Annotated in this window: 17 protein-coding genes; 6 read left to right on the top strand and 11 right to left on the bottom strand. The window is 34.7% G+C overall.

The features are described 5' to 3' along the window. Window positions 1-15: 15 nt before the first annotated feature. The 3 genes from ACEN2F_RS04630 to ACEN2F_RS04620 all read right to left on the bottom strand — a co-directional run bounded on the left by ACEN2F_RS04630 (window position 16) and on the right by ACEN2F_RS04620 (window position 4,279). A complete protein-coding gene (locus ACEN2F_RS04630; protein WP_441736577.1) occupies window positions 16-378 on the bottom strand; it encodes a nuclear transport factor 2 family protein in 363 nt (120 codons plus the stop codon). Between the two features lie 83 nt (window positions 379-461). Continuing rightward, complete coding sequence (locus tag ACEN2F_RS04625; RefSeq protein WP_441736576.1) at window positions 462-1,370, bottom strand: pseudouridine synthase; 909 nt, start codon at window positions 1,368-1,370, stop codon at window positions 462-464. Between the two features lie 491 nt (window positions 1,371-1,861). Next, complete coding sequence (locus tag ACEN2F_RS04620) at window positions 1,862-4,279, bottom strand: efflux RND transporter permease subunit (protein WP_441736575.1); 2,418 nt, start codon at window positions 4,277-4,279, stop codon at window positions 1,862-1,864. A gap of 197 nt (window positions 4,280-4,476) precedes the next feature. Between ACEN2F_RS04620 and ACEN2F_RS04615 the strand changes: the two genes are divergently transcribed. The 3 genes from ACEN2F_RS04615 to ACEN2F_RS04605 all read left to right on the top strand — a co-directional run bounded on the left by ACEN2F_RS04615 (window position 4,477) and on the right by ACEN2F_RS04605 (window position 7,501). Continuing rightward, entirely contained in the window at window positions 4,477-6,747 is a 2,271-nt protein-coding gene (locus ACEN2F_RS04615) for a cation:proton antiporter (protein WP_441736574.1), read from the top strand. A 1-nt stretch (window position 6,748) separates the two neighbouring features. Continuing rightward, window positions 6,749-7,078 (top strand): DMT family transporter, encoded by a 330-nt coding sequence (locus tag ACEN2F_RS04610; RefSeq protein WP_441736573.1) that lies wholly within the window; start codon window positions 6,749-6,751, stop codon window positions 7,076-7,078. Window positions 7,079-7,195: 117 nt separating this feature from the next. After that, complete coding sequence (locus ACEN2F_RS04605; RefSeq protein ID WP_441736572.1) at window positions 7,196-7,501, top strand: heavy metal-binding domain-containing protein; 306 nt, start codon at window positions 7,196-7,198, stop codon at window positions 7,499-7,501. A gap of 138 nt (window positions 7,502-7,639) precedes the next feature. Here the strand turns inward: ACEN2F_RS04605 and frr are convergent, their stop codons facing one another. The 3 genes from frr to ACEN2F_RS04590 all read right to left on the bottom strand — a co-directional run bounded on the left by frr (window position 7,640) and on the right by ACEN2F_RS04590 (window position 9,829). Beyond that, window positions 7,640-8,203: a ribosome recycling factor gene (frr, locus tag ACEN2F_RS04600; protein WP_441736571.1), complete on the bottom strand. Its 564-nt coding sequence runs from the start codon at window positions 8,201-8,203 to the stop codon at window positions 7,640-7,642. A 70-nt stretch (window positions 8,204-8,273) separates the two neighbouring features. Next, the gene (gene pyrH, locus ACEN2F_RS04595; RefSeq protein WP_441736570.1) at window positions 8,274-8,981 is read right to left on the bottom strand and encodes a UMP kinase; all 708 of its coding nucleotides are present in this window, start codon (window positions 8,979-8,981) and stop codon (window positions 8,274-8,276) included. A 68-nt stretch (window positions 8,982-9,049) separates the two neighbouring features. After that, entirely contained in the window at window positions 9,050-9,829 is a 780-nt protein-coding gene (locus tag ACEN2F_RS04590) for a patatin-like phospholipase family protein (RefSeq protein ID WP_441736569.1), read from the bottom strand. A gap of 106 nt (window positions 9,830-9,935) precedes the next feature. Between ACEN2F_RS04590 and ACEN2F_RS04585 the strand changes: the two genes are divergently transcribed. Then, complete coding sequence (locus ACEN2F_RS04585; protein ID WP_441736568.1) at window positions 9,936-10,541, top strand: thioredoxin family protein; 606 nt, start codon at window positions 9,936-9,938, stop codon at window positions 10,539-10,541. 2 nt (window positions 10,542-10,543) lie between these two features. Here ACEN2F_RS04585 and ACEN2F_RS04580 read toward each other — a convergent pair whose 3' ends face one another. The 5 genes from ACEN2F_RS04580 to ACEN2F_RS04560 all read right to left on the bottom strand — a co-directional run bounded on the left by ACEN2F_RS04580 (window position 10,544) and on the right by ACEN2F_RS04560 (window position 13,866). Then, complete coding sequence (locus ACEN2F_RS04580; protein ID WP_441736566.1) at window positions 10,544-11,077, bottom strand: hypothetical protein; 534 nt, start codon at window positions 11,075-11,077, stop codon at window positions 10,544-10,546. Window positions 11,078-11,081: 4 nt separating this feature from the next. Next, on the bottom strand, window positions 11,082-11,783 hold the full coding sequence (gene truB / locus ACEN2F_RS04575) for a tRNA pseudouridine(55) synthase TruB (RefSeq protein WP_441736564.1): 702 nt from the start codon (window positions 11,781-11,783) through the stop codon (window positions 11,082-11,084). 6 nt (window positions 11,784-11,789) lie between these two features. Then, window positions 11,790-12,611: an undecaprenyl-diphosphate phosphatase gene (locus ACEN2F_RS04570; protein WP_441736562.1), complete on the bottom strand. Its 822-nt coding sequence runs from the start codon at window positions 12,609-12,611 to the stop codon at window positions 11,790-11,792. A gap of 77 nt (window positions 12,612-12,688) precedes the next feature. Next, window positions 12,689-12,931: a DUF3098 domain-containing protein gene (locus ACEN2F_RS04565; RefSeq protein WP_441736560.1), complete on the bottom strand. Its 243-nt coding sequence runs from the start codon at window positions 12,929-12,931 to the stop codon at window positions 12,689-12,691. A 59-nt stretch (window positions 12,932-12,990) separates the two neighbouring features. Beyond that, window positions 12,991-13,866, bottom strand: coding sequence for a cell division protein FtsX (locus tag ACEN2F_RS04560; protein ID WP_441736558.1), 876 nt, complete (start codon window positions 13,864-13,866; stop codon window positions 12,991-12,993). 144 nt (window positions 13,867-14,010) lie between these two features. Between ACEN2F_RS04560 and ACEN2F_RS04555 the strand changes: the two genes are divergently transcribed. Both ACEN2F_RS04555 and ACEN2F_RS04550 read left to right on the top strand, forming a co-directional pair. Then, the gene (locus ACEN2F_RS04555) at window positions 14,011-14,628 is read left to right on the top strand and encodes an outer membrane beta-barrel protein (protein ID WP_441736556.1); all 618 of its coding nucleotides are present in this window, start codon (window positions 14,011-14,013) and stop codon (window positions 14,626-14,628) included. Between the two features lie 51 nt (window positions 14,629-14,679). Continuing rightward, on the top strand, window positions 14,680-17,772 hold the full coding sequence (locus tag ACEN2F_RS04550) for a leucine--tRNA ligase (protein WP_441736554.1): 3,093 nt from the start codon (window positions 14,680-14,682) through the stop codon (window positions 17,770-17,772). Window positions 17,773-17,962 lie beyond the last annotated feature (190 nt).

The raw sequence follows: 17,962 nt of genomic DNA, 5'->3' as shown, positions 1-17,962 counted from the left end.
GTTGTTCAAAAAAAATTATCCATGATACACTCGCGAAGCAATTATTTTGTCTTCTCTAATGTCTAATACTTCTGCCACCAGTAAATCTTCTTCGCCAGTAACTGTTCTGATGTATTCCATAAAAACGCGGTCACCATTGGCGGTAAGCGATTTCACTTTATAATTCAAGCTAGGTAAACGCTCAAAGGCATCTTTCCACCATTCTCGCAGGGCTTCTTTGCCGGTAACAAAACCTTCACTTTCGGGTTTAAATATTTTTAGTTTTGGGCTAAAATGTACTGCATCCTCGTCATACAAGGATAATAGTTTTTCTAATTCTTTATTGTTGAAAGTTTCAAACCATTTAAAAGCAATTGATTGTAATTTTTCTGGTGTCATACTTATTTGAGATTGAATTTTTAATAAAAAAATCCCATTTCGCTACGCAAAAGGGATTTCATATTTATAATTTTAAAGAAATATTAAACGTTCTTTAAATTAATAATTTCTTGTTCAGTAAGCAATCTCCAGTTTCCTCTTGGCAAATTCTTTTTAGTCAAACCAGCAAAAGCAACTCTGTCAATTCGCAATACATCATAACTGAAATGTTCAAAAATATTTCGAACCACTTTCACGTTAGCAGATCTCAACTGTAAGCCAATTTCGCTTTTTGCTTCTCCATCAATGTAGCTTATGTCTTCTACAAAAACACGATGTCCGTCAAGAGTCAGTCCTTTATTTATTTTTTCTAAATCCTCAAATTTTAAGTTTTTGTCTAATGAAACTTGGTAAATTTTAGATGATTTTTGACTTGGTAACGTAAATTTACGAATCATATCCGTATCATTCGTGAACAATAATAAACCAGTTGTATTCTTGTCCATTCTTCCTACAGCTCCAATTTTTGCAGTCGTAGAACCTTTAACCAATTCCAATACGTTACGATATTCCTGACCTTCGTCCATCGCAGTTGTGAAGTTTTTAGGTTTGTTCAGTAAGATGTATACTTTTTTCTCTGGAGTCAAAGTGGCGCCGTCAAAATTTACAACATCACCAGGTTTTACCATATATCCCATTTCGGTAACAGGAATTCCGTTTACTTTAACAGTTCCGGATTGAATATAAATATCAGCATCACGACGCGAGCACGCACCAGAATTAGCGATGTATTTATTCAATCGAATTTCATCTTTTACTTTCGGTCTCTTTGGCGCTTGATTTTGTTTTTTCTCTACCTTATCAGTAGCAACTTCGGCAACTTTAGTAGTAACTTTAACTTTTTTTGGCCCTTGAGCGCGCTTCTGCATGGCAGGTTTTGGCTTATTCGAACTTGGTCTGGAGCTACTTGCTCTAGGACCACTTTTCTTATTATTGCCTTCCTTGTTATTCATAATATTCCAATAATTTGTGCAAATATACTATTTATATAATTGGCAATCAATATCAGCCAATTATAAAAAGACGAGTAGCCAAGTTTATAACGAAGTTAAAAATTAAATTTATTTTTTGGAGCTATTTCCCGCTATCGTTTCAATCTTTCTAGTCCTGAACTTGTTTCAGTATCCTGAAACAAGTTCAGGACTAGAAAGGATTTCCTCTACTATCGGGGCTAAACGAATGGAGATATTTGAGAGTTTTCAGAAATATTATTATGAATTTCCTGCAAATTTTTTTTAACCTGATAGATATTTAATAATGAATTCTAAGACCTATAATGTTCAGAAAACAGTGCAGGATAAAACAAGATGAATTAAAAGATTTTCTTGTTTTCTGCACTTTCCTAGCCCAATAACATTGAAAATCATTTATATAACTTCTAGGCTTTTAAAGGCTGGAAGCTATATAAAATTGCAAATAATAGCAGGTAACAGATATTGTAACGCTATTTGTTTTTTTCTAAATCATCAATTTCAGCATCACTGGGTTCAATAATGTCAATTTTGGGTTCAATAAAATCTTGTTCGTTAGCCAGTGTTTTGTTTAAAGTAAGCACTAAAGCAGGAAGCAACATCAAATTAGACAGCATTCCGAACAATAAGGTCAACGAAATTAATCCGCCCAGCGCGATCGTTCCCCCAAAACTGGACAACATAAATACTGAAAATCCAAAGAACAACACGATAGAAGTATAGAACATGCTCAAACCGGCATCCGTAAATGTAGCATATACTGATTTGCGGATTTTCCAATTGTTTTTCTTTAGTTCTTCACGGTATTGCGACAGGAATCGCACGGTGTCATCTACCGAAAGTCCAAACGCAATTCCAAAAACCAATATTGTTGATGGTTTCAGCGGAATGTCCAGAAAGCCCATGATTCCTGCAGTTAGCATTAACGGTAACAAATTTGGAATAATCGAAACCAATACCATTTTGAACGAACGGAACATAAAAGCCATCAAAAGCGCGGTCAGGAAAAAGGCAAATGCAAGCGACGAAAGTAAATTGTCTAGCAGGTAACCGGTTCCTTTCTGGAAAACTAGTGCTTTTCCTGTGATGGTCACTTTGTATTGATTAGGCGGAAAAATTTTATCGGCTTTTTTCCGAATCTCAGCTTCAATATTAGCTATGTTATCGCCGTTTTCATCACGCATAAATGTCGTGATTCGGGCAAATTGTCCTGTGGAATCCACATAGCTTTTCATCAGATTGTCCTTCGAATTTTTTGTAGCGTTTTTTGCATACGACAAAATAAACGACTGTTCCTGAGAACTTGGCAATTCATAATAATCTGGGTTTCCGTTGTAATATGCTTGTTTGGAGTATTTTACCAAATTCACAATCGAAATGGGTTTTGATAATTCGGGAATTTCGTCAATGGTTTCCTCCAGCTCGTCCATTCGCCTCAGCGTAGACAATTTCATGACTCCTTTTTTACGCTTGGTGTCAATCATAATTTCCAGTGGCATTACGCCGTCAAATTCTTTTTCGAAGAAAACAATGTCTTCAAAAAAGGCTTCTTTTTTCGGCATGTCTTCAATCAAACTGCCGGAAATTCGCATTTCATAGATTCCTACAATGCTTATGACTAGAAGAACAATCGAAACGACATAAATTGAAAATCGATTGTATTTTATGTTTCTCAGAATCCAATCCATAAAAACCTTCACATAATTTCGGTCTAAATGCTCCATGTGACGCTCTTTTGGAGCCGGAATATAACTGTGAAAAATAGGGATGACAATAATGCATAAAAAGAAAAGTGCCATGATATTAATAGAAGTCACAACTCCAAACTCTAATAATAATTGATTGTTAGAAGCAATAAACGTAGCAAAACCTATGGCTGTGGTGAGATTTGTCATCAAGGTTGCCATTCCCACTTTGGTAGTGACACGTTGTAATGCTTTGGCTTTGTTGTGGTGAATCTTGTACTCCTGATGGTATTTATTAGTCAGGAAAATACAATTCGGAATTCCGATGACAATTATTAAAGAAGGAACTAAGGCTGTCAAAACCGTGATTTCATAATTCAATAATCCTAGAAAACCAAAAGACCACATGACACCAATAATAACAATGATTAGAGATATTAATGTCGCTCTAAAACTTCTAAAAAAGAAAAAGAAAAGCAAAGAGGTGACTAATAATGAAGCTCCAATAAAGATACTAATTTCATCAGTGATGGTTTTTGCATTCAGCGTTCGGATGTAAGGCATTCCTGATACGCGTAGGTTGATTCCCGTTTCTTTTTCGAATATTTCGACTGCGGGAACCAATTTATCAAGAACAAAATCTTTTCTTGCAGCCGTATTTACAATTTTTTTATCCATGTAAATAGCAGAGCGAATGCTTCCCGATCTTTTGTTGAAAAGCAGTCCTTCATAAAAAGGCAGATCATTGAACAGTTCTTTTTTGATTTTTTGAAGATACGCCGGATCAACAGTTTTGCTTTGATCCACAAAAGGAACTAGTTCAAAGGTTTCCAGTGAATCATTTTTTTGTAATTTCTTTAAGTCATTGAGCGAAACGACTAAATCAACGGCTTTGTCTCCTTTGAGCGTATTCATCATTTTACTCCAAGACGCGTAGGCTTTTGGCGTAAATATGGCGTTATCCTTTACACCGATGATGACCAGATTTCCTTCTTCGCCAAATTTATTCAAAAAGGCATTGTACTCAATATTTACAATATTATCATCCGGCAATAAATTGGCTTCGGTAAAAGTGAAGTGGATATTTTTCCATTGTAGTGCTAAAAGCGCCGTTATCACAATAATAATGGATAACATTAATATTCTATTTCTAAGGACAATCCGGGCTATTAATTCCCAAAAGCCTAAACTAAACCACTTAATCATAATTCATTTATAAAGATTGCAAAGGTAGTCAAAACCACTATAGATCATAGGTTTTAGCCAAAACTTTTTGCTTGTCATTGCCGTTATTCAAGGTACTTTTTTTTATTTATAATTAAATTAATTTATAAGATATAAATGATACATTTGAGTTCTCATTTTCAGTATTTATAGTGGAGGCGTAGGTTATAAAAGAGTATATGAAAAAATATAAAAACACAGTATTTTATTTGGTGATAACCGGCGGTTTTTCTGCTTTGATGTATTGGATTATAACTAAAGGAAAGCATCTTGAAGTGGCCGAAACAATTGACACACCTGAAAGTGGAAAAGGTTCGTGGGGTGATTTTTTAGCTTCGATACAACATAATTTTCAGGATCCTTTGGCTATTTTATTGGCACAAATTATCACTATTATTCTTGTGGCTCGAGTTTTTGGTTGGATTTTTAAGAAAATTGGTCAGCCATCCGTAATTGGGGAAATTATAGCGGGAATTGTACTTGGACCATCGTTGTTAGGATTATATTTTCCTGAATTTTCAGTGGCTTTATTTCCGGTTGAATCCTTAGGCAATTTAAAATTTTTGAGCCAGATAGGTTTAATACTATTTATGTTTGTTATAGGAATGGAACTTGATTTGAAAGTACTGAAAAACAAAGCTAATGAAGCTGTAGTAATCAGTCATGCCAGCATCATAATCCCTTTTACTCTTGGAATAGGACTGGCATATTTTGTGTACAATCGATTTGCTCCCGAAGGCGTCAAGTTTTTATCTTTTAGTTTGTTTATGGGAATTGCGTTAAGTATCACTGCTTTTCCGGTTTTGGCCAGAATTGTGCAGGAACGAGGAATTCATAAAACCAAACTTGGAGCCATCGTTATTACGTGCGCAGCTGCGGATGATATTACTGCTTGGTGCATTTTGGCCGTGGTTATTGCCATAGTCAAAGCAGGAACTTTTGTTAGTTCATTATACATTATTATGTTGGCAGTTATTTATGTTGCTGCTATGATTTTTATTGTAAAACCATTCTTGAAAAGAATTGGGGATTTATATGGTTCCAAAGACACTATCATCAAACCAGTTGTGGCTATCTTCTTTTTGGTTCTTATCATTTCGTCGTATGCTACGGAAGTAATTGGGATTCATGCGTTATTTGGCGCATTTATGGCGGGAGCTATTATGCCTGATGTTCCAAAATTCAGAACCATTTTCATAGAAAAAGTAGAAGATGTGGCGTTAATACTTTTACTGCCGTTGTTCTTTGTGTTTACGGGTTTGAAAACAGAAATTGGACTTATCAATGATCCGTATTTATGGAAAGTAACCGGTTTTATTATTTTGGTTGCTGTAGTGGGGAAATTTCTGGGAAGTGCTTTGGCAGCCAAATTTGTAGGACAGAGTTGGCGTGACAGCCTTACGATTGGCGCCTTAATGAACACCAGAGGTTTGATGGAATTGATAGTTCTAAATATCGGATTGGAGCTTAAAGTTTTGACTCCGGAGGTATTTACCATGATGGTAATTATGGCTTTGGTTACCACATTTATGACTGGACCGGCTTTGGATTTAATCAATTACATCTTTAAAACTAAAGATGGTGTTGAAATTATGGAATCAACAAACCATAATAAATACCGAATTCTAATTTCGTTTGGGAACAATGAAAAAGGAAAATCATTATTGCGATTGGCCAACAGTTTAATAAAAAAACAAAAAAGTACCTCCAGTATTACCGTTATGCACTTATCTTTGAGTGATGAGGTGCATACTTTTAACATGGAAGATAAAGAAAAAAATAGTTTTTATCCCATTGTTGAAGAATCCCAACTGCTGAAACAGGATATTACCACGATTTTTAAAGCAACAATGGATATTGAAACCGAAATTGCTGATGTAGCCAATCAAGGCGATTATGATTTGTTATTGATCGGGTTGGGAAAATCAATATTTGAGGGTACCATTCTTGGCAAAGTAATAGGTTTTACCACACGAATCATCAATCCTGATCGTTTGATCGATAAGTTTACAGGGAAAGAAGGCTTGTTCGAAAACTCTCCTTTTGACGAAAGAACAAGACAGATTATCTTGAAAACTAAAATGCCAATCGGGATTTTGATTGACAAGGATTTACAGCACGTGAAGCATGTTTTTATTCCTATTTTCAGTCCTGAAGATTCTTTTGTAATTGATTATATTCAAAAATTGGTATACAATAATAATGCTAAAATTGTTATATTGGATGTGAATGGACATCTATCAACTAATTTTGTGATGAATAGCGCTATAGATTCTTTGGAACAAAAATATCCAAATAACATTGGTTTAATAACCGATAAAACAATTACAGAGGAACTATTGGCGCAGCAAGACCTAATGCTAATTAGTCTCGAAAGTTGGAAAGCACTTGTAGATTTAAGAAGTGATTGGTTGCGCGGTGTTCCTTCGGTATTAATTTTAAAACAATAACATGAACTGGATTTTATTAATTATTGGCGGTCTTTTTGAAGTGGGTTTTGCCACTTGTCTAGGCAAGGCCAAGGAAAACACTGGAATGACGGCAACATTATGGTTGGGCGGATTTTTAACCTGCTTAACGATCAGCATGGTTTTGCTTTACAAAGCCACACAAACTTTGCCTATTGGTACTGCTTATGCAGTTTGGACGGGAATTGGGGCAGTGGGAACGGTTCTTGTTGGAATTTTTGTATTTAAAGAACCGGCTGATTTTTGGCGAATTTTCTTTATCACTACTTTGATCAGTTCTATTATAGGATTAAAATTTGTTTCGAGTCATTAGCATAATTTGATACCTTTTCAGGTAGCCTTTTTTATTTTTGATAGACCACACAAAATTAGAGTTAATGTTTCTAATACCCTTACTCACAACCTTTAATCCAATAGCAATATAAATACTATGATTTTAACGACAACGAACTCAATCGAAGATTATAAAATACTCGAGTACAACGGCATTGTTTCAGGAATTGCAATTAACATGCAAAAAATGGGCTTGACTTTTAATATGCAAAAATACTACGACGGTATTAGTGAAAGTATTTCAGAAGTCAGAGAAAAGGCATTTGCTAATTTAAAATTAAATGCTGAAAAAATCAATGCCAATGCAGTTGTAGGAATTCAAGTAGATGTTGAACTTAAAAGTAGCGAAAGTTTAATCACAGTAATGATAACAGGAACAGCAGTAAGTATTGTTAAACGGTAGGTAGCTTCTGATACTAGTTCTTTTTTTAGAAGAATTAGTTTAGAAATAAACAAATGGAGCTACCAAGTCGTGATAACAACCATAAAAAAAACCGCCTTGTTCCATAACAAGACGGTTTTATGGTATTTACAATCAGGTTTACACCTTCATGATTTCAGCTTCTTTCACCACTAAAAGTTCATCTATTTTACGGATATACGTGTTGGTTAAGTTTTGAACTTCTTCTTCAGCACTTTTACAAATGTCTTCTGAAGTTCCGTCTTTTTCTAATTTTTTGATTTCAGTGTTAGCATCTTTTCTGGCATTTCTGATACCTACTTTAGCATCTTCGGCTTCAACTTTGGCTTGTTTAGCAAGATCGCGTCTTCTTTCCTCAGTTAGTGCAGGTACGCTTATAATGATTACATCACCGTTATTCATTGGGTTAAAACCAATGTTTGCAACCATAATTGCCTTCTCGATAGGATGCAACATGTTTTTTTCAAAAGGTTGTAACGTAATTGTTCGGGCATCAGGTACACTAATTTTTGATACCTGAGAAAGCGGCGTCGCGGATCCGTAGTAATCAACAAAAACACTTCCTAGCATGGCCGGAGATGCTTTTCCAGCACGAATATTTAAAAATTCTTTTTCTAAATGCGCAATAGAACCCGTCATTGATTCTTTGGTACTATCTAATATAAATTCAATTTCTTCAGTCATTTTTTTAGGTTTTGGGTTTTAGGTTTTAGAATTTTGGAGACATCCAAGAACTATAACCAGGAACCATTAACTATATATTTACTACGGTTCCTATGTTTTCTCCTTTGCAGATTTTCAATAAGTTCCCTACTTTATTCATATCGAAAACTACGATTGGTAATTTATTTTCCTGGCTTAATGTAAATGCAGTCGTATCCATTACATTCAATCCTTTTTTGAGAACATCATCAAAGGAAATAAAGTCGAATTTCACAGCAGCTGGATTCTTTTCTGGATCACAATCATACACACCATCTACCCGAGTTCCTTTTAGAATTACATTAGCATTGATCTCAATACCACGCAAAACTGCTGCGGTATCTGTTGTAAAATATGGATTTCCTGTGCCAGCTCCAAAAATTACAATCCTTCCTTTCTCTAGGTGTCGATCTGCTCTTCTTTTGATATACGGTTCAGCTATGGATTCCATTTTTAACGCCGTTTGCAAACGGGTTTTCATTCCTTTTTCTTCCAATGCACCTTGCAATGCCATTCCGTTGATCACAGTGGCCAGCATTCCCATGTAATCTCCTTGCACTCTGTCCATTCCTGCACTGGCTCCGGCAACTCCTCTAAAAATATTTCCACCACCTATCACGATCGCTATTTCTACTCCTTTGTCATGAATTAATTTAATTTCATCAGCATATTCAGCTAGTCTTTTTGGGTCAATTCCGTATTGTAAGTCGCCCATTAAAGCTTCTCCACTTAGTTTCAGAAGAATTCTTTTGTATTTCATGTGTGTGTTGAGTTGATTGGTGCAAATATAGACATATTCTGTTTTTTACAAAATGGGTTATTTAAATATTATAAATTTAGTTTTTCGTACGATTTTTTTGCGGCTTCATAGCCAATGTTAAATACGGCGTCCATTTTAATTCGGTTGGTTTCAAAGGTACTGTATAGGCATAAATCCTTTGGCTCGATGACCCAATCGCAATTATTAAATTTATGATTATTTGAATTTGCCGAAAGAATATCAAAAGCTCTAGTCGTTACGGCTTTTATTGAATTCAAATCCTTAGCTTCTATTTTTTGAATGGGACTCACATAAATACCAATCACAGTATCGCATTGTCCTTGCAAAATATCAGTTGGAAAATGATTCAATATGCCACCATCACTATAAATATTTCCTTTTATCTCATAAGGAGATAAAATACCCGGAAATGCCGAAGAGGCTAATATTGCATCTGTAATTTTGGTGTCAGGAGCAAATATTTTTAATTTTCCCCGAACCATATCGGTAGCCGTAATTTGAATTGGAATTTTTAAATCGCCAAGTACAGCATCTTTAAAAATTGTGTGAAAATAACTTTTGAAGGATTCTGAATCAATAAGTCCCGCTTTTTTGAAGGTTAAATGTTTCCAATGAAAAATATAGATGGACTTGAAGAATTCCAGAATTTCCTCCGGTGTCTTTCCCCAAGCATACATGGCGCCAACAATAGAACCTGCGCTTGTACCTGCTATCTGTATCGGGCGAATATTTTTTTCTTCTAGAAATTTAATCACCCCCGCATGAGCAATCCCTTTAGAACCTCCGCCGGAAAGTACTAATCCTATTGATTTTGTTTTTAAATCCATCTTTGTTATTTGCTATAAAATTAGTCTTTTTGTAGAATTGAAAGTGATATAAGTCATGTTTAAAGTTTATTTTTATGGTAACTTTGTCAAAAATATTTCCTTAATTATGAAAATTCCAATAGCTAAAGCATTATTCAACAGTCATTCCTACACAGAATATAGAAAACTTATTTCAGATTTATTACTCGAAGGAAAATCAACCGGAAATGAACAATCCGAAGATTTGACGCATTACAGTACATTGAATGAAACCCGTATGCATCGCTTGGATAAAACTATTAAAATTTCGGAAGAAAACCTTCTTCAGTTAAAAAATTTGAAAAGCGAATACATTTGGATAGTTATTTCGGAAGGTTGGTGCGGTGATGCAGCGCAGATTTTGCCAATCATGAATAAAATGGCAGAGGAATCCGGTAAAATAGATTTTAGAATTGTGTTGCGTGATGAAAATGAAGAATTGATGAACTTGTATTTGACTAATAAAAATAAATCAATTCCAATATTGATAATTGTAAATAAAGAAACAAGCGGCATATTAGGTAGTTGGGGTCCAAGACCTAAGGTAGCAACTGATTTAGTAGCTAATTACAAAAAAGAATTTGGTGTTATTGATGAAACACTTAAAACCAATTTACAACTCTGGTATTTGCATGATAAAGGCGTTACTACACAAAACGAATTGGTTGCTTTGATGCTTGATATAGAGCGCTAGTTTTATTGGAAATTTACTAAGGAAAGCCCTAAACTAATACTTCCACTGTCTTTTTGATTGTGAATAGGAATCGCATAATGGCTTAGTTCAATGAATATAATAAGGTCATCCGGCGTTTGAACGCCCAAACTTATCTTTTTGTAATCTCCAAATAGATTTCCGCGACCTAGTGCCATTACTTTTCCTAAACCTAACTGAAGTGCTATTCTGCTGTCCTCACCAATTTTTGGACTTAATTTCAAATTTGCAAAAACAGGAACAACAACCAATTTGTCTGCCCACTTCCAGTCTATTCCCGAATGAATCCCTAAACTGATCCATTTGTTATGGTGTATTCCATATCCTAATTTACTGTTTAACCCATCGGGTAAAAACCATAAATTGTTAGTATTGCCATTTAGATCAGTTTCTCCTCGATCCTGATTTCCTTTGATAGCAATAGCAACGTCAAATTGTATATATGTAAATTTCTTGCTTTGTGAAAAAGCTGAAAATGTAGAAAGTAATAAAACAGCTGAGAGTATAAAAAGTCTCATAATGCTACTTATTTGGTTCTAAATTATCTTCAAAAATTGTAATATCTATGCTATCTTTTACATTATAATCTCCAATTTTGGTTCGTCGTAAAGCCGTTAAGTGCGAACCAGAGTTCATCGCCTGTCCAAAATCAAATGCCAGCGAACGAATGTAAGTTCCTTTGCTACAAACCACTCTGAAATCTATTTCAGGAAGTGCGATTCTGGTGATTTCAAATTCGTGAATGGTTGTTTTTCTAAAAGCAATTTCAATGGTTTCTCCTGCTCTGGCATGTTCATATAGTCGAACACCATCTTTTTTTATAGCTGAATAAATAGGTGGTTTTTGATCGATTTCGCCTAGAAATTGTTTTACGGTTTCATGAATTAAAGCCTCATCAATATGTTCCGTAGAGAAAGTTTGGTCTATTTCAGTTTCTAAATCGTACGAAGGTGTTGTGGCTCCAATACAAAAAGTTCCCGTATATTCTTTGGCTTGACCTTGAAGTTCAGTAATTCTTTTGGTGAATTTTCCAGTACAAACTAATAATAATCCGGTTGCCAAAGGATCTAATGTTCCAGCATGACCAATCTTGAATTTTTTTGGTAGCTTTAGTTTGGTTTTTAAAGCCCATTTCAATTTATTCACCGCCTGAAATGAAGTCCAATTCAAGGGTTTATCAATCAGTAAAATTTGTCCGTTTTGGTAATCTTCGGCTGTCTTCAAAAGGGTTTATTTAAAGTATGAAAAGTAGATCAATAAAAAGATCCCTACTATTATTCGGTACCAACCCCAAGGTTTGAAACCGTATTTTTTGATGATTTCTATGAAAAATTTAATCGCTAAAATAGCAACGATAAAAGCAACAACATTTCCTATTAAGAATAACTGAATGTTTTCGTTAGATTTTAAAATTAATTCATAACCTTTCATTTGTGACGTTTCGTAGGTTTTTAAGAATACTGAATAACAAGTAACGGCCATCATAGTGGGAACTGCCAAGAAGAAAGAGAATTCTGCTGCGGCATGACGTGTTAATCCTTGTTGCATTCCTCCAATAATTGAAGCAGCAGAACGACTTGTTCCCGGCATCATTGCTAAGCATTGCCAAAAACCAATAATTACAGCTTTTTTTACCGTGATATCTTCTTCTTTAATGACAGTTGGATTTTGAAAACGACTATCAATAAAAAGTAAAATAACACCGCCTAAAATTAATACAATCGCAATAGGGATGGGATCTCCAAGAACGGCTTCAATTTTTTCATCAAACAACTTTCCTAAAACCAAAGCAGGAATTACGGCATAAATAAGTTTGAGGTAAAAACTGAAGGCAACACTTTTTGAAGAGAAATCGAAAAATTTTTTCCAATATAAAGCAACTACAGCTAGAATAGCTCCAAACTGAATGGATACTTGAAAAAGTTTAACAAAATCATCTTCTTGAATTCCAAAATAGGAGCTCAGGAAAACCATGTGAGCTGTGGATGATACGGGTAGATATTCAGTTAATCCTTCGATTATAGCTATTAAAAAGGCTTGTAATGTATTCATTAGTTGGTGATCAGTATTTCGTTTTTCGTTTTTCGTTGTTGTAATATTGTATCATACAACCTATAACTCGTTACTGTTTATTGTTTTTTTGGATTTTTAAGAATGGCGTAAACAGTAATTCCAAAACCGATTAAAACGGTTGTTGGTGCCAGTCGGATTCTTCTGAAGTTAAAAATTTCTTCATTAAATACGTTTGGATCATCGCTGCCACCACCAGACATCAGAATAAATCCCAAAGCAATTACACCGATCCCGATTAATAGGATTTTATAGTTTATTTTATCAAAAAGGAAATCTTGTTTATGGTCGTCTTTTTTCATTTATATGGGATAATAAGGCTATTTTTTTAATACTAAATTTGGTGCTCTGCCTTTAAAAATTAATAAAGATCGTCAGTTCTTAAATTCAAGAAACGTTGGGTTGCAAAATGCGTACTCAACCAGGTGATTAAAATACCAATTCCTAGAACGCTAAGTAAAACAACTCCAATCATGGCTTTGTCTTCTAATATACCTAGGTTTGGAAAGTTGGTTTCCACATAAAGTAAAACGCCAACTAAAGCGATAATGGCTAAAAATGCACCAATCATTCCTAGTTTGATACTTCGCATCACAAATGGTTTTCTTATAAATGATTTGGTAGCACCCACCATTTGCATGGTTTTGATGATAAATCGATTAGAATGTATAGATAAACGCAACGAACTATTAATTAGTAAAGCGGCAATAAAAGCGAGAAAACCACTAATTATTAAAATCCACATACTTACTTTTTTGATGTTGTCATTCACCAGATTCACTAATTGTTTGTCATATACAATATCCGAAATCATCTTGTTTTTGCGCAAACCAGCTTCAATTTTAGTAATACTGTCCTTAACTACATAATCTCCTTTTAAGTGAATGTCATACGAGTTTTGTAACGGGTTTTCCCCTAGAAACTCCATAAAATCTTCACCAATAATGTCCGTATGTTGTTTTGCAGCAGCTTCTTTGGTAACATAATCGTAGGATTTTACAAAACGACTTGTTTTTAATTCAGTTCCAAAAGTCTTTAAAACCGTATCATTGGCTTCATTTTTGAAAAAAACCGTCATGGCAATATTTTCTTTGAAATCGTTAGCTAATTTTTTAGAATTTATAATGAAAAGACCCAATATTCCTAACAGAAATAACACCAAGAATACACTTAGCACTACTGAAAAATAGGAGGAAATTAACCGACGTTTTTGAAAATTATCAAAGGAAGAACTCATAGTTTACTGAAATTATTGGGTAAAAATAACAAAGAATTTCTTTATTTGAAGTTAATAACGTTCAAAGTTTCAACTTTCGTACAATAAACGTAAATTCGCTCCTTAAATTCATTTTAAAAACTAGTTTAAATAAAATTTGTTACAATGAAAAAAATTATAATTGGATTGCTTTTTTTGGTTTCATGTTCGGTTGCGTCACAAAACTTAAGATATGGATTGGTTACAGGAGCCAATTTTTATGATATTGAAATTAAAGGGTCATTAATTGGTAATTCTGGAGGTAGTTATTTTAATTTTGGGGGTTTTGTCGATTATAAATTAAAGGACAGATTTGGTGTTAAAGCCAATCTTATCTATACCAATACCGAAGAAAATGGATATTTCAAAATTATTAATAACCAACTTACTCCGTTAACGTTTTCTGATGCTAAATTGAAAACCCTTCAATTACATCCGCTTTTTAAATTTGATGTAAGAGGAGATTATAACAAAGGATTTCATTTCCTTGGAGGATTTAGAACGACTTATGTTTTAGATGCAAAATCCGATAAAAATCAAGATTTGGATGACTTCTATCATAAAGTAAACTTTGGCGGATTGATGGGATTTGGAACTACTTTTTTAAAAAATATCAGTTTTGAATTGGTTGGTGATTTTGACTTAAGTAATACGGTAACTATCGAGAATAATAAATCAAAAAATTTTGGAGGTTATTTTAATTTGTTATACAATTTGGAACCTTTGTTCAATAGAAACAAATGATATCAAACAAATTTTTAGGTCAGCAATACTATAAAATATTTTCTAAATAAAATGAAATACAATCCGAACGAAATAGAGGCCAAATGGCAGAAATATTGGTTAGAAAACGAAACGTTTAAAGCCGAAAACAACTCAACAAAACCTAAATATTACGTGCTTGACATGTTTCCTTATCCATCTGGAGCGGGATTGCACGTGGGACATCCGCTTGGATATATTGCTTCTGATGTGTATTCCAGATACAAAAGACACCAAGGGTTCAATGTATTGCACCCAATGGGCTATGACAGTTTTGGATTGCCTGCGGAGCAATATGCCATTCAAACGGGACAGCGTCCGGAAGATACGACTTCAGTAAATATTGATGGCGGAACGGATAAAGAAGGAAATAAAATTGCGGGATATAGAAAGCAACTGGACAAAATTGGATTCTCTTTCGATTGGAGCAGAGAATTGCGCACTTCAAATCCGGATTATTACAAACATACACAATGGATTTTTATCCAATTATTCAATTCTTGGTACAATAAAAACAACGATAAAGCAGAAGATATTTCTACTTTGGTTTCCATTTTTTCAACAGAGGGTAACGCAAATGTCAATGCCGTTTGCGATGAAAATATTGAAAGTTTTTCAGCAAATGAATGGAATGCTTTCGCAAAAGAACAGCAGGAGAAAATTTTGCTGCAATACAGATTGACGTATTTAGCCGAGTCTGAGGTGAACTGGTGTCCGGGATTAGGAACCGTTTTAGCAAATGACGAAATCGTAAATGGCGTTTCAGAACGTGGCGGTTTTACGGTTGTTCGTAAAAAAATGACGCAATGGAGCATGCGAATTTCGGCTTATGCGGAACGTTTGTTACAAGGTTTAAATGATATTGATTGGAGCGAAAGCATCAAAGAAAGCCAAAGAAACTGGATTGGAAAATCCGTTGGCGCAACAGTTTCTTTTAAAGTCGAAAGTCAAAAGTCAAAAGTCGAAAGTGAGCAACAATATATAGATGTTTTTACTACAAGACCTGATACTATTTTTGGAGTTACGTTTATGACATTGGCACCAGAACACGAATTAGTTTCTCAAATTACAACTCCACAACAAAAAGCAGAAGTGGATGCCTATATAGAAAAAACGTCAAAACGTTCCGAAAGAGAACGTATGGCCGATGTAAAAACTATTTCAGGAGTATTCACCGGAGCGTATGCAGAACATCCTTTTACGAAAGAGTCGATTCCGGTTTGGATTGGCGATTACGTCCTTGCGGGTTACGGAACAGGCGCAGTTATGGCGGTTCCTTGTGGGGACGAAAGAGATTACGCTTTTGCGAATTTCTATAAAGGTCAAGAAGGAATGACGGAAATCAAGAACATTTTTGATAAAGATATATCGGAAGCTGCTTTTGGAGCTAAAGATGGTTTTCAATTGGTAGATTCTGATTTTCTAAATGGATTAGATTATAAAAAAGGAACTCAAAAAGTAATTGCTGAATTAGAAAAAATAAACCAAGGAAAAGGAAAGATCAATTACCGTTTGCGTGATGCAGTTTTCTCTCGCCAGCGTTATTGGGGAGAGCCGTTTCCGGTCTATTATGTGAATGGCTTGCCGCAAATGATTGATGCGCAACATTTGCCAATCATCTTGCCGGAAGTAGAAAAATACCTGCCAACCGAAGAAGGTTTGCCGCCTTTAGGAAACGCTACGGTTTGGGCTTGGGACAGTGTTCAGTGTTCAGTGGTTAGTACTCAGTTAATGGATAATGTGACTATATTTCCTCTTGAATTGAACACCATGCCAGGTTGGGCTGGAAGTTCTTGGTATTGGATGCGTTATATGGATGCACACAATGAAAACGAATTTGCAAGCAAAGACGCTTTGGCATATTGGGAAAGTGTGGATTTATACATTGGCGGAAGCGAACACGCAACAGGTCACTTATTGTATTCCCGTTTTTGGAACAAATTCTTAAAAGACAAAGGTTTTGCACCAACCGAAGAACCTTTCAAAAAACTGATCAATCAGGGAATGATTTTGGGAATGAGTGCTTTTGTTTATGGTGTTTGGGTGGAAATTATTCATTCTTATGCTGCAAAAGATACTTTTAATGATGAGATTAATCTTGTTGAAGTTGAATGTCCAGGTCCCTTCTTTGTGAGTATTTCGAAAAATATGTTCGAATCAAGTCTATTTAAAGCTGATGAATATGGCATTGTAGATAACGCTGTTTTAGGGAGTTTAATTAAAAATAAATTTCCTGAACTGAAGTTTAGAGGTTTGGAGGTAAATGTAGATGAGGAATTCTACAACTATAAATGTTCTGCAGTAAAACTACACACGGATGTTAATTTAGTAAATTCTTCCGATGAATTAGATGTCGAAAAGTTTAAATTTTGGAGAGAAGATTATAAAGACGCAGAATTCATTACGGAAGAAAACGGAAAATTCATCGTTGGTCGTGAAATCGAAAAAATGTCTAAATCCAAATACAATGTCGTAACGCCGGATGATATTTGTAATGAATACGGAGCCGATACGTTGCGTTTGTATGAAATGTTTTTAGGACCATTGGAACAAGCGAAACCTTGGAACACGGCAGGAATTTCCGGTGTTTTTGGATTCTTGAAAAAACTGTGTCGTTTGTATTTTGATGATAATGGTTTGATTGTGACCAATGACGAACCAACCAAAGACAACTTGAAATCATTACATAAAACCATCAAAAAAGTGGCGGAAGATATTGAAGGTTTTTCTTTTAATACATCGGTTTCTCAGTTTATGATTTGTGTGAATGAATTGTCCACTCAAAACTGTCATTCTCGTGCAATCTTAGAACCATTAGCAATTGTGATTTCGCCTTATGCGCCGCACATCGCCGAAGAATTATGGTCGCTATTAGGAAATACAGGTTCGATTGCAACGGTTACTTTTCCTGTTTTTGAAGCTAAATATTTAGTAGAGAGCGAAAAGGAATATCCGGTTTCTTTTAACGGAAAAATGCGTTTCACGATGGTTTTACCTTTGGACTTAACCAAGGAACAAATTGAGGAAATCGTAATGAAAGACGAAAGAACCATCAAACAATTAGAAGGCAGAACGCCAAATAAGGTGATAATTGTTCCGGGAAAAATTATTAACTTGGTGGGATAATTATTCATTATTGCAATAATCATATTAATCCAAATTCTATTTTTAGAATTTGGATTTTTTATTTTTAATAAATAAAAAACGATGCAAACCTGTTTCAACCGCGCTATCCGTATTCCATTTCACCAATGCCAAATTGACATTATGAAAATTTGGTTCAGATTTTGATATTTGTTTTATAACTTTAAACAAA

Origin of the sequence: Flavobacterium sp. W20_MBD1_R3, from assembly GCF_052119725.1 — a bacterium.
In the GTDB taxonomy this organism is placed as follows: domain Bacteria; phylum Bacteroidota; class Bacteroidia; order Flavobacteriales; family Flavobacteriaceae; genus Flavobacterium.
Note: the sequence above shows the minus strand (reverse complement) of the source record. Positions and strands in the feature narration are given on the sequence as shown.

Bases quoted from the DNA above. Each gene is read 5' to 3' on its own strand.
- ACEN2F_RS04630 (WP_441736577.1), bottom strand. From the start codon at position 378: ATGACACCAGAAAAATTACAATCAATTGCTTTTAAATGGTTTGAAACT.
- ACEN2F_RS04625 (WP_441736576.1), bottom strand. From the start codon at position 1,370: ATGAATAACAAGGAAGGCAATAATAAGAAAAGTGGTCCTAGAGCAAGT.
- ACEN2F_RS04620 (WP_441736575.1), bottom strand. From the start codon at position 4,279: ATGATTAAGTGGTTTAGTTTAGGCTTTTGGGAATTAATAGCCCGGATT.
- ACEN2F_RS04615 (WP_441736574.1), top strand. From the start codon at position 4,477: ATGAAAAAATATAAAAACACAGTATTTTATTTGGTGATAACCGGCGGT.
- ACEN2F_RS04610 (WP_441736573.1), top strand. From the start codon at position 6,749: ATGAACTGGATTTTATTAATTATTGGCGGTCTTTTTGAAGTGGGTTTT.
- ACEN2F_RS04605 (WP_441736572.1), top strand. From the start codon at position 7,196: ATGATTTTAACGACAACGAACTCAATCGAAGATTATAAAATACTCGAG.
- frr (WP_441736571.1), bottom strand. From the start codon at position 8,203: ATGACTGAAGAAATTGAATTTATATTAGATAGTACCAAAGAATCAATG.
- pyrH (WP_441736570.1), bottom strand. From the start codon at position 8,981: ATGAAATACAAAAGAATTCTTCTGAAACTAAGTGGAGAAGCTTTAATG.
- ACEN2F_RS04590 (WP_441736569.1), bottom strand. From the start codon at position 9,829: ATGGATTTAAAAACAAAATCAATAGGATTAGTACTTTCCGGCGGAGGT.
- ACEN2F_RS04585 (WP_441736568.1), top strand. From the start codon at position 9,936: ATGAAAATTCCAATAGCTAAAGCATTATTCAACAGTCATTCCTACACA.
- ACEN2F_RS04580 (WP_441736566.1), bottom strand. From the start codon at position 11,077: ATGAGACTTTTTATACTCTCAGCTGTTTTATTACTTTCTACATTTTCA.
- ACEN2F_RS04570 (WP_441736562.1), bottom strand. From the start codon at position 12,611: ATGAATACATTACAAGCCTTTTTAATAGCTATAATCGAAGGATTAACT.
- ACEN2F_RS04565 (WP_441736560.1), bottom strand. From the start codon at position 12,931: ATGAAAAAAGACGACCATAAACAAGATTTCCTTTTTGATAAAATAAAC.
- ACEN2F_RS04560 (WP_441736558.1), bottom strand. From the start codon at position 13,866: ATGAGTTCTTCCTTTGATAATTTTCAAAAACGTCGGTTAATTTCCTCC.
- ACEN2F_RS04555 (WP_441736556.1), top strand. From the start codon at position 14,011: ATGAAAAAAATTATAATTGGATTGCTTTTTTTGGTTTCATGTTCGGTT.
- ACEN2F_RS04550 (WP_441736554.1), top strand. From the start codon at position 14,680: ATGAAATACAATCCGAACGAAATAGAGGCCAAATGGCAGAAATATTGG.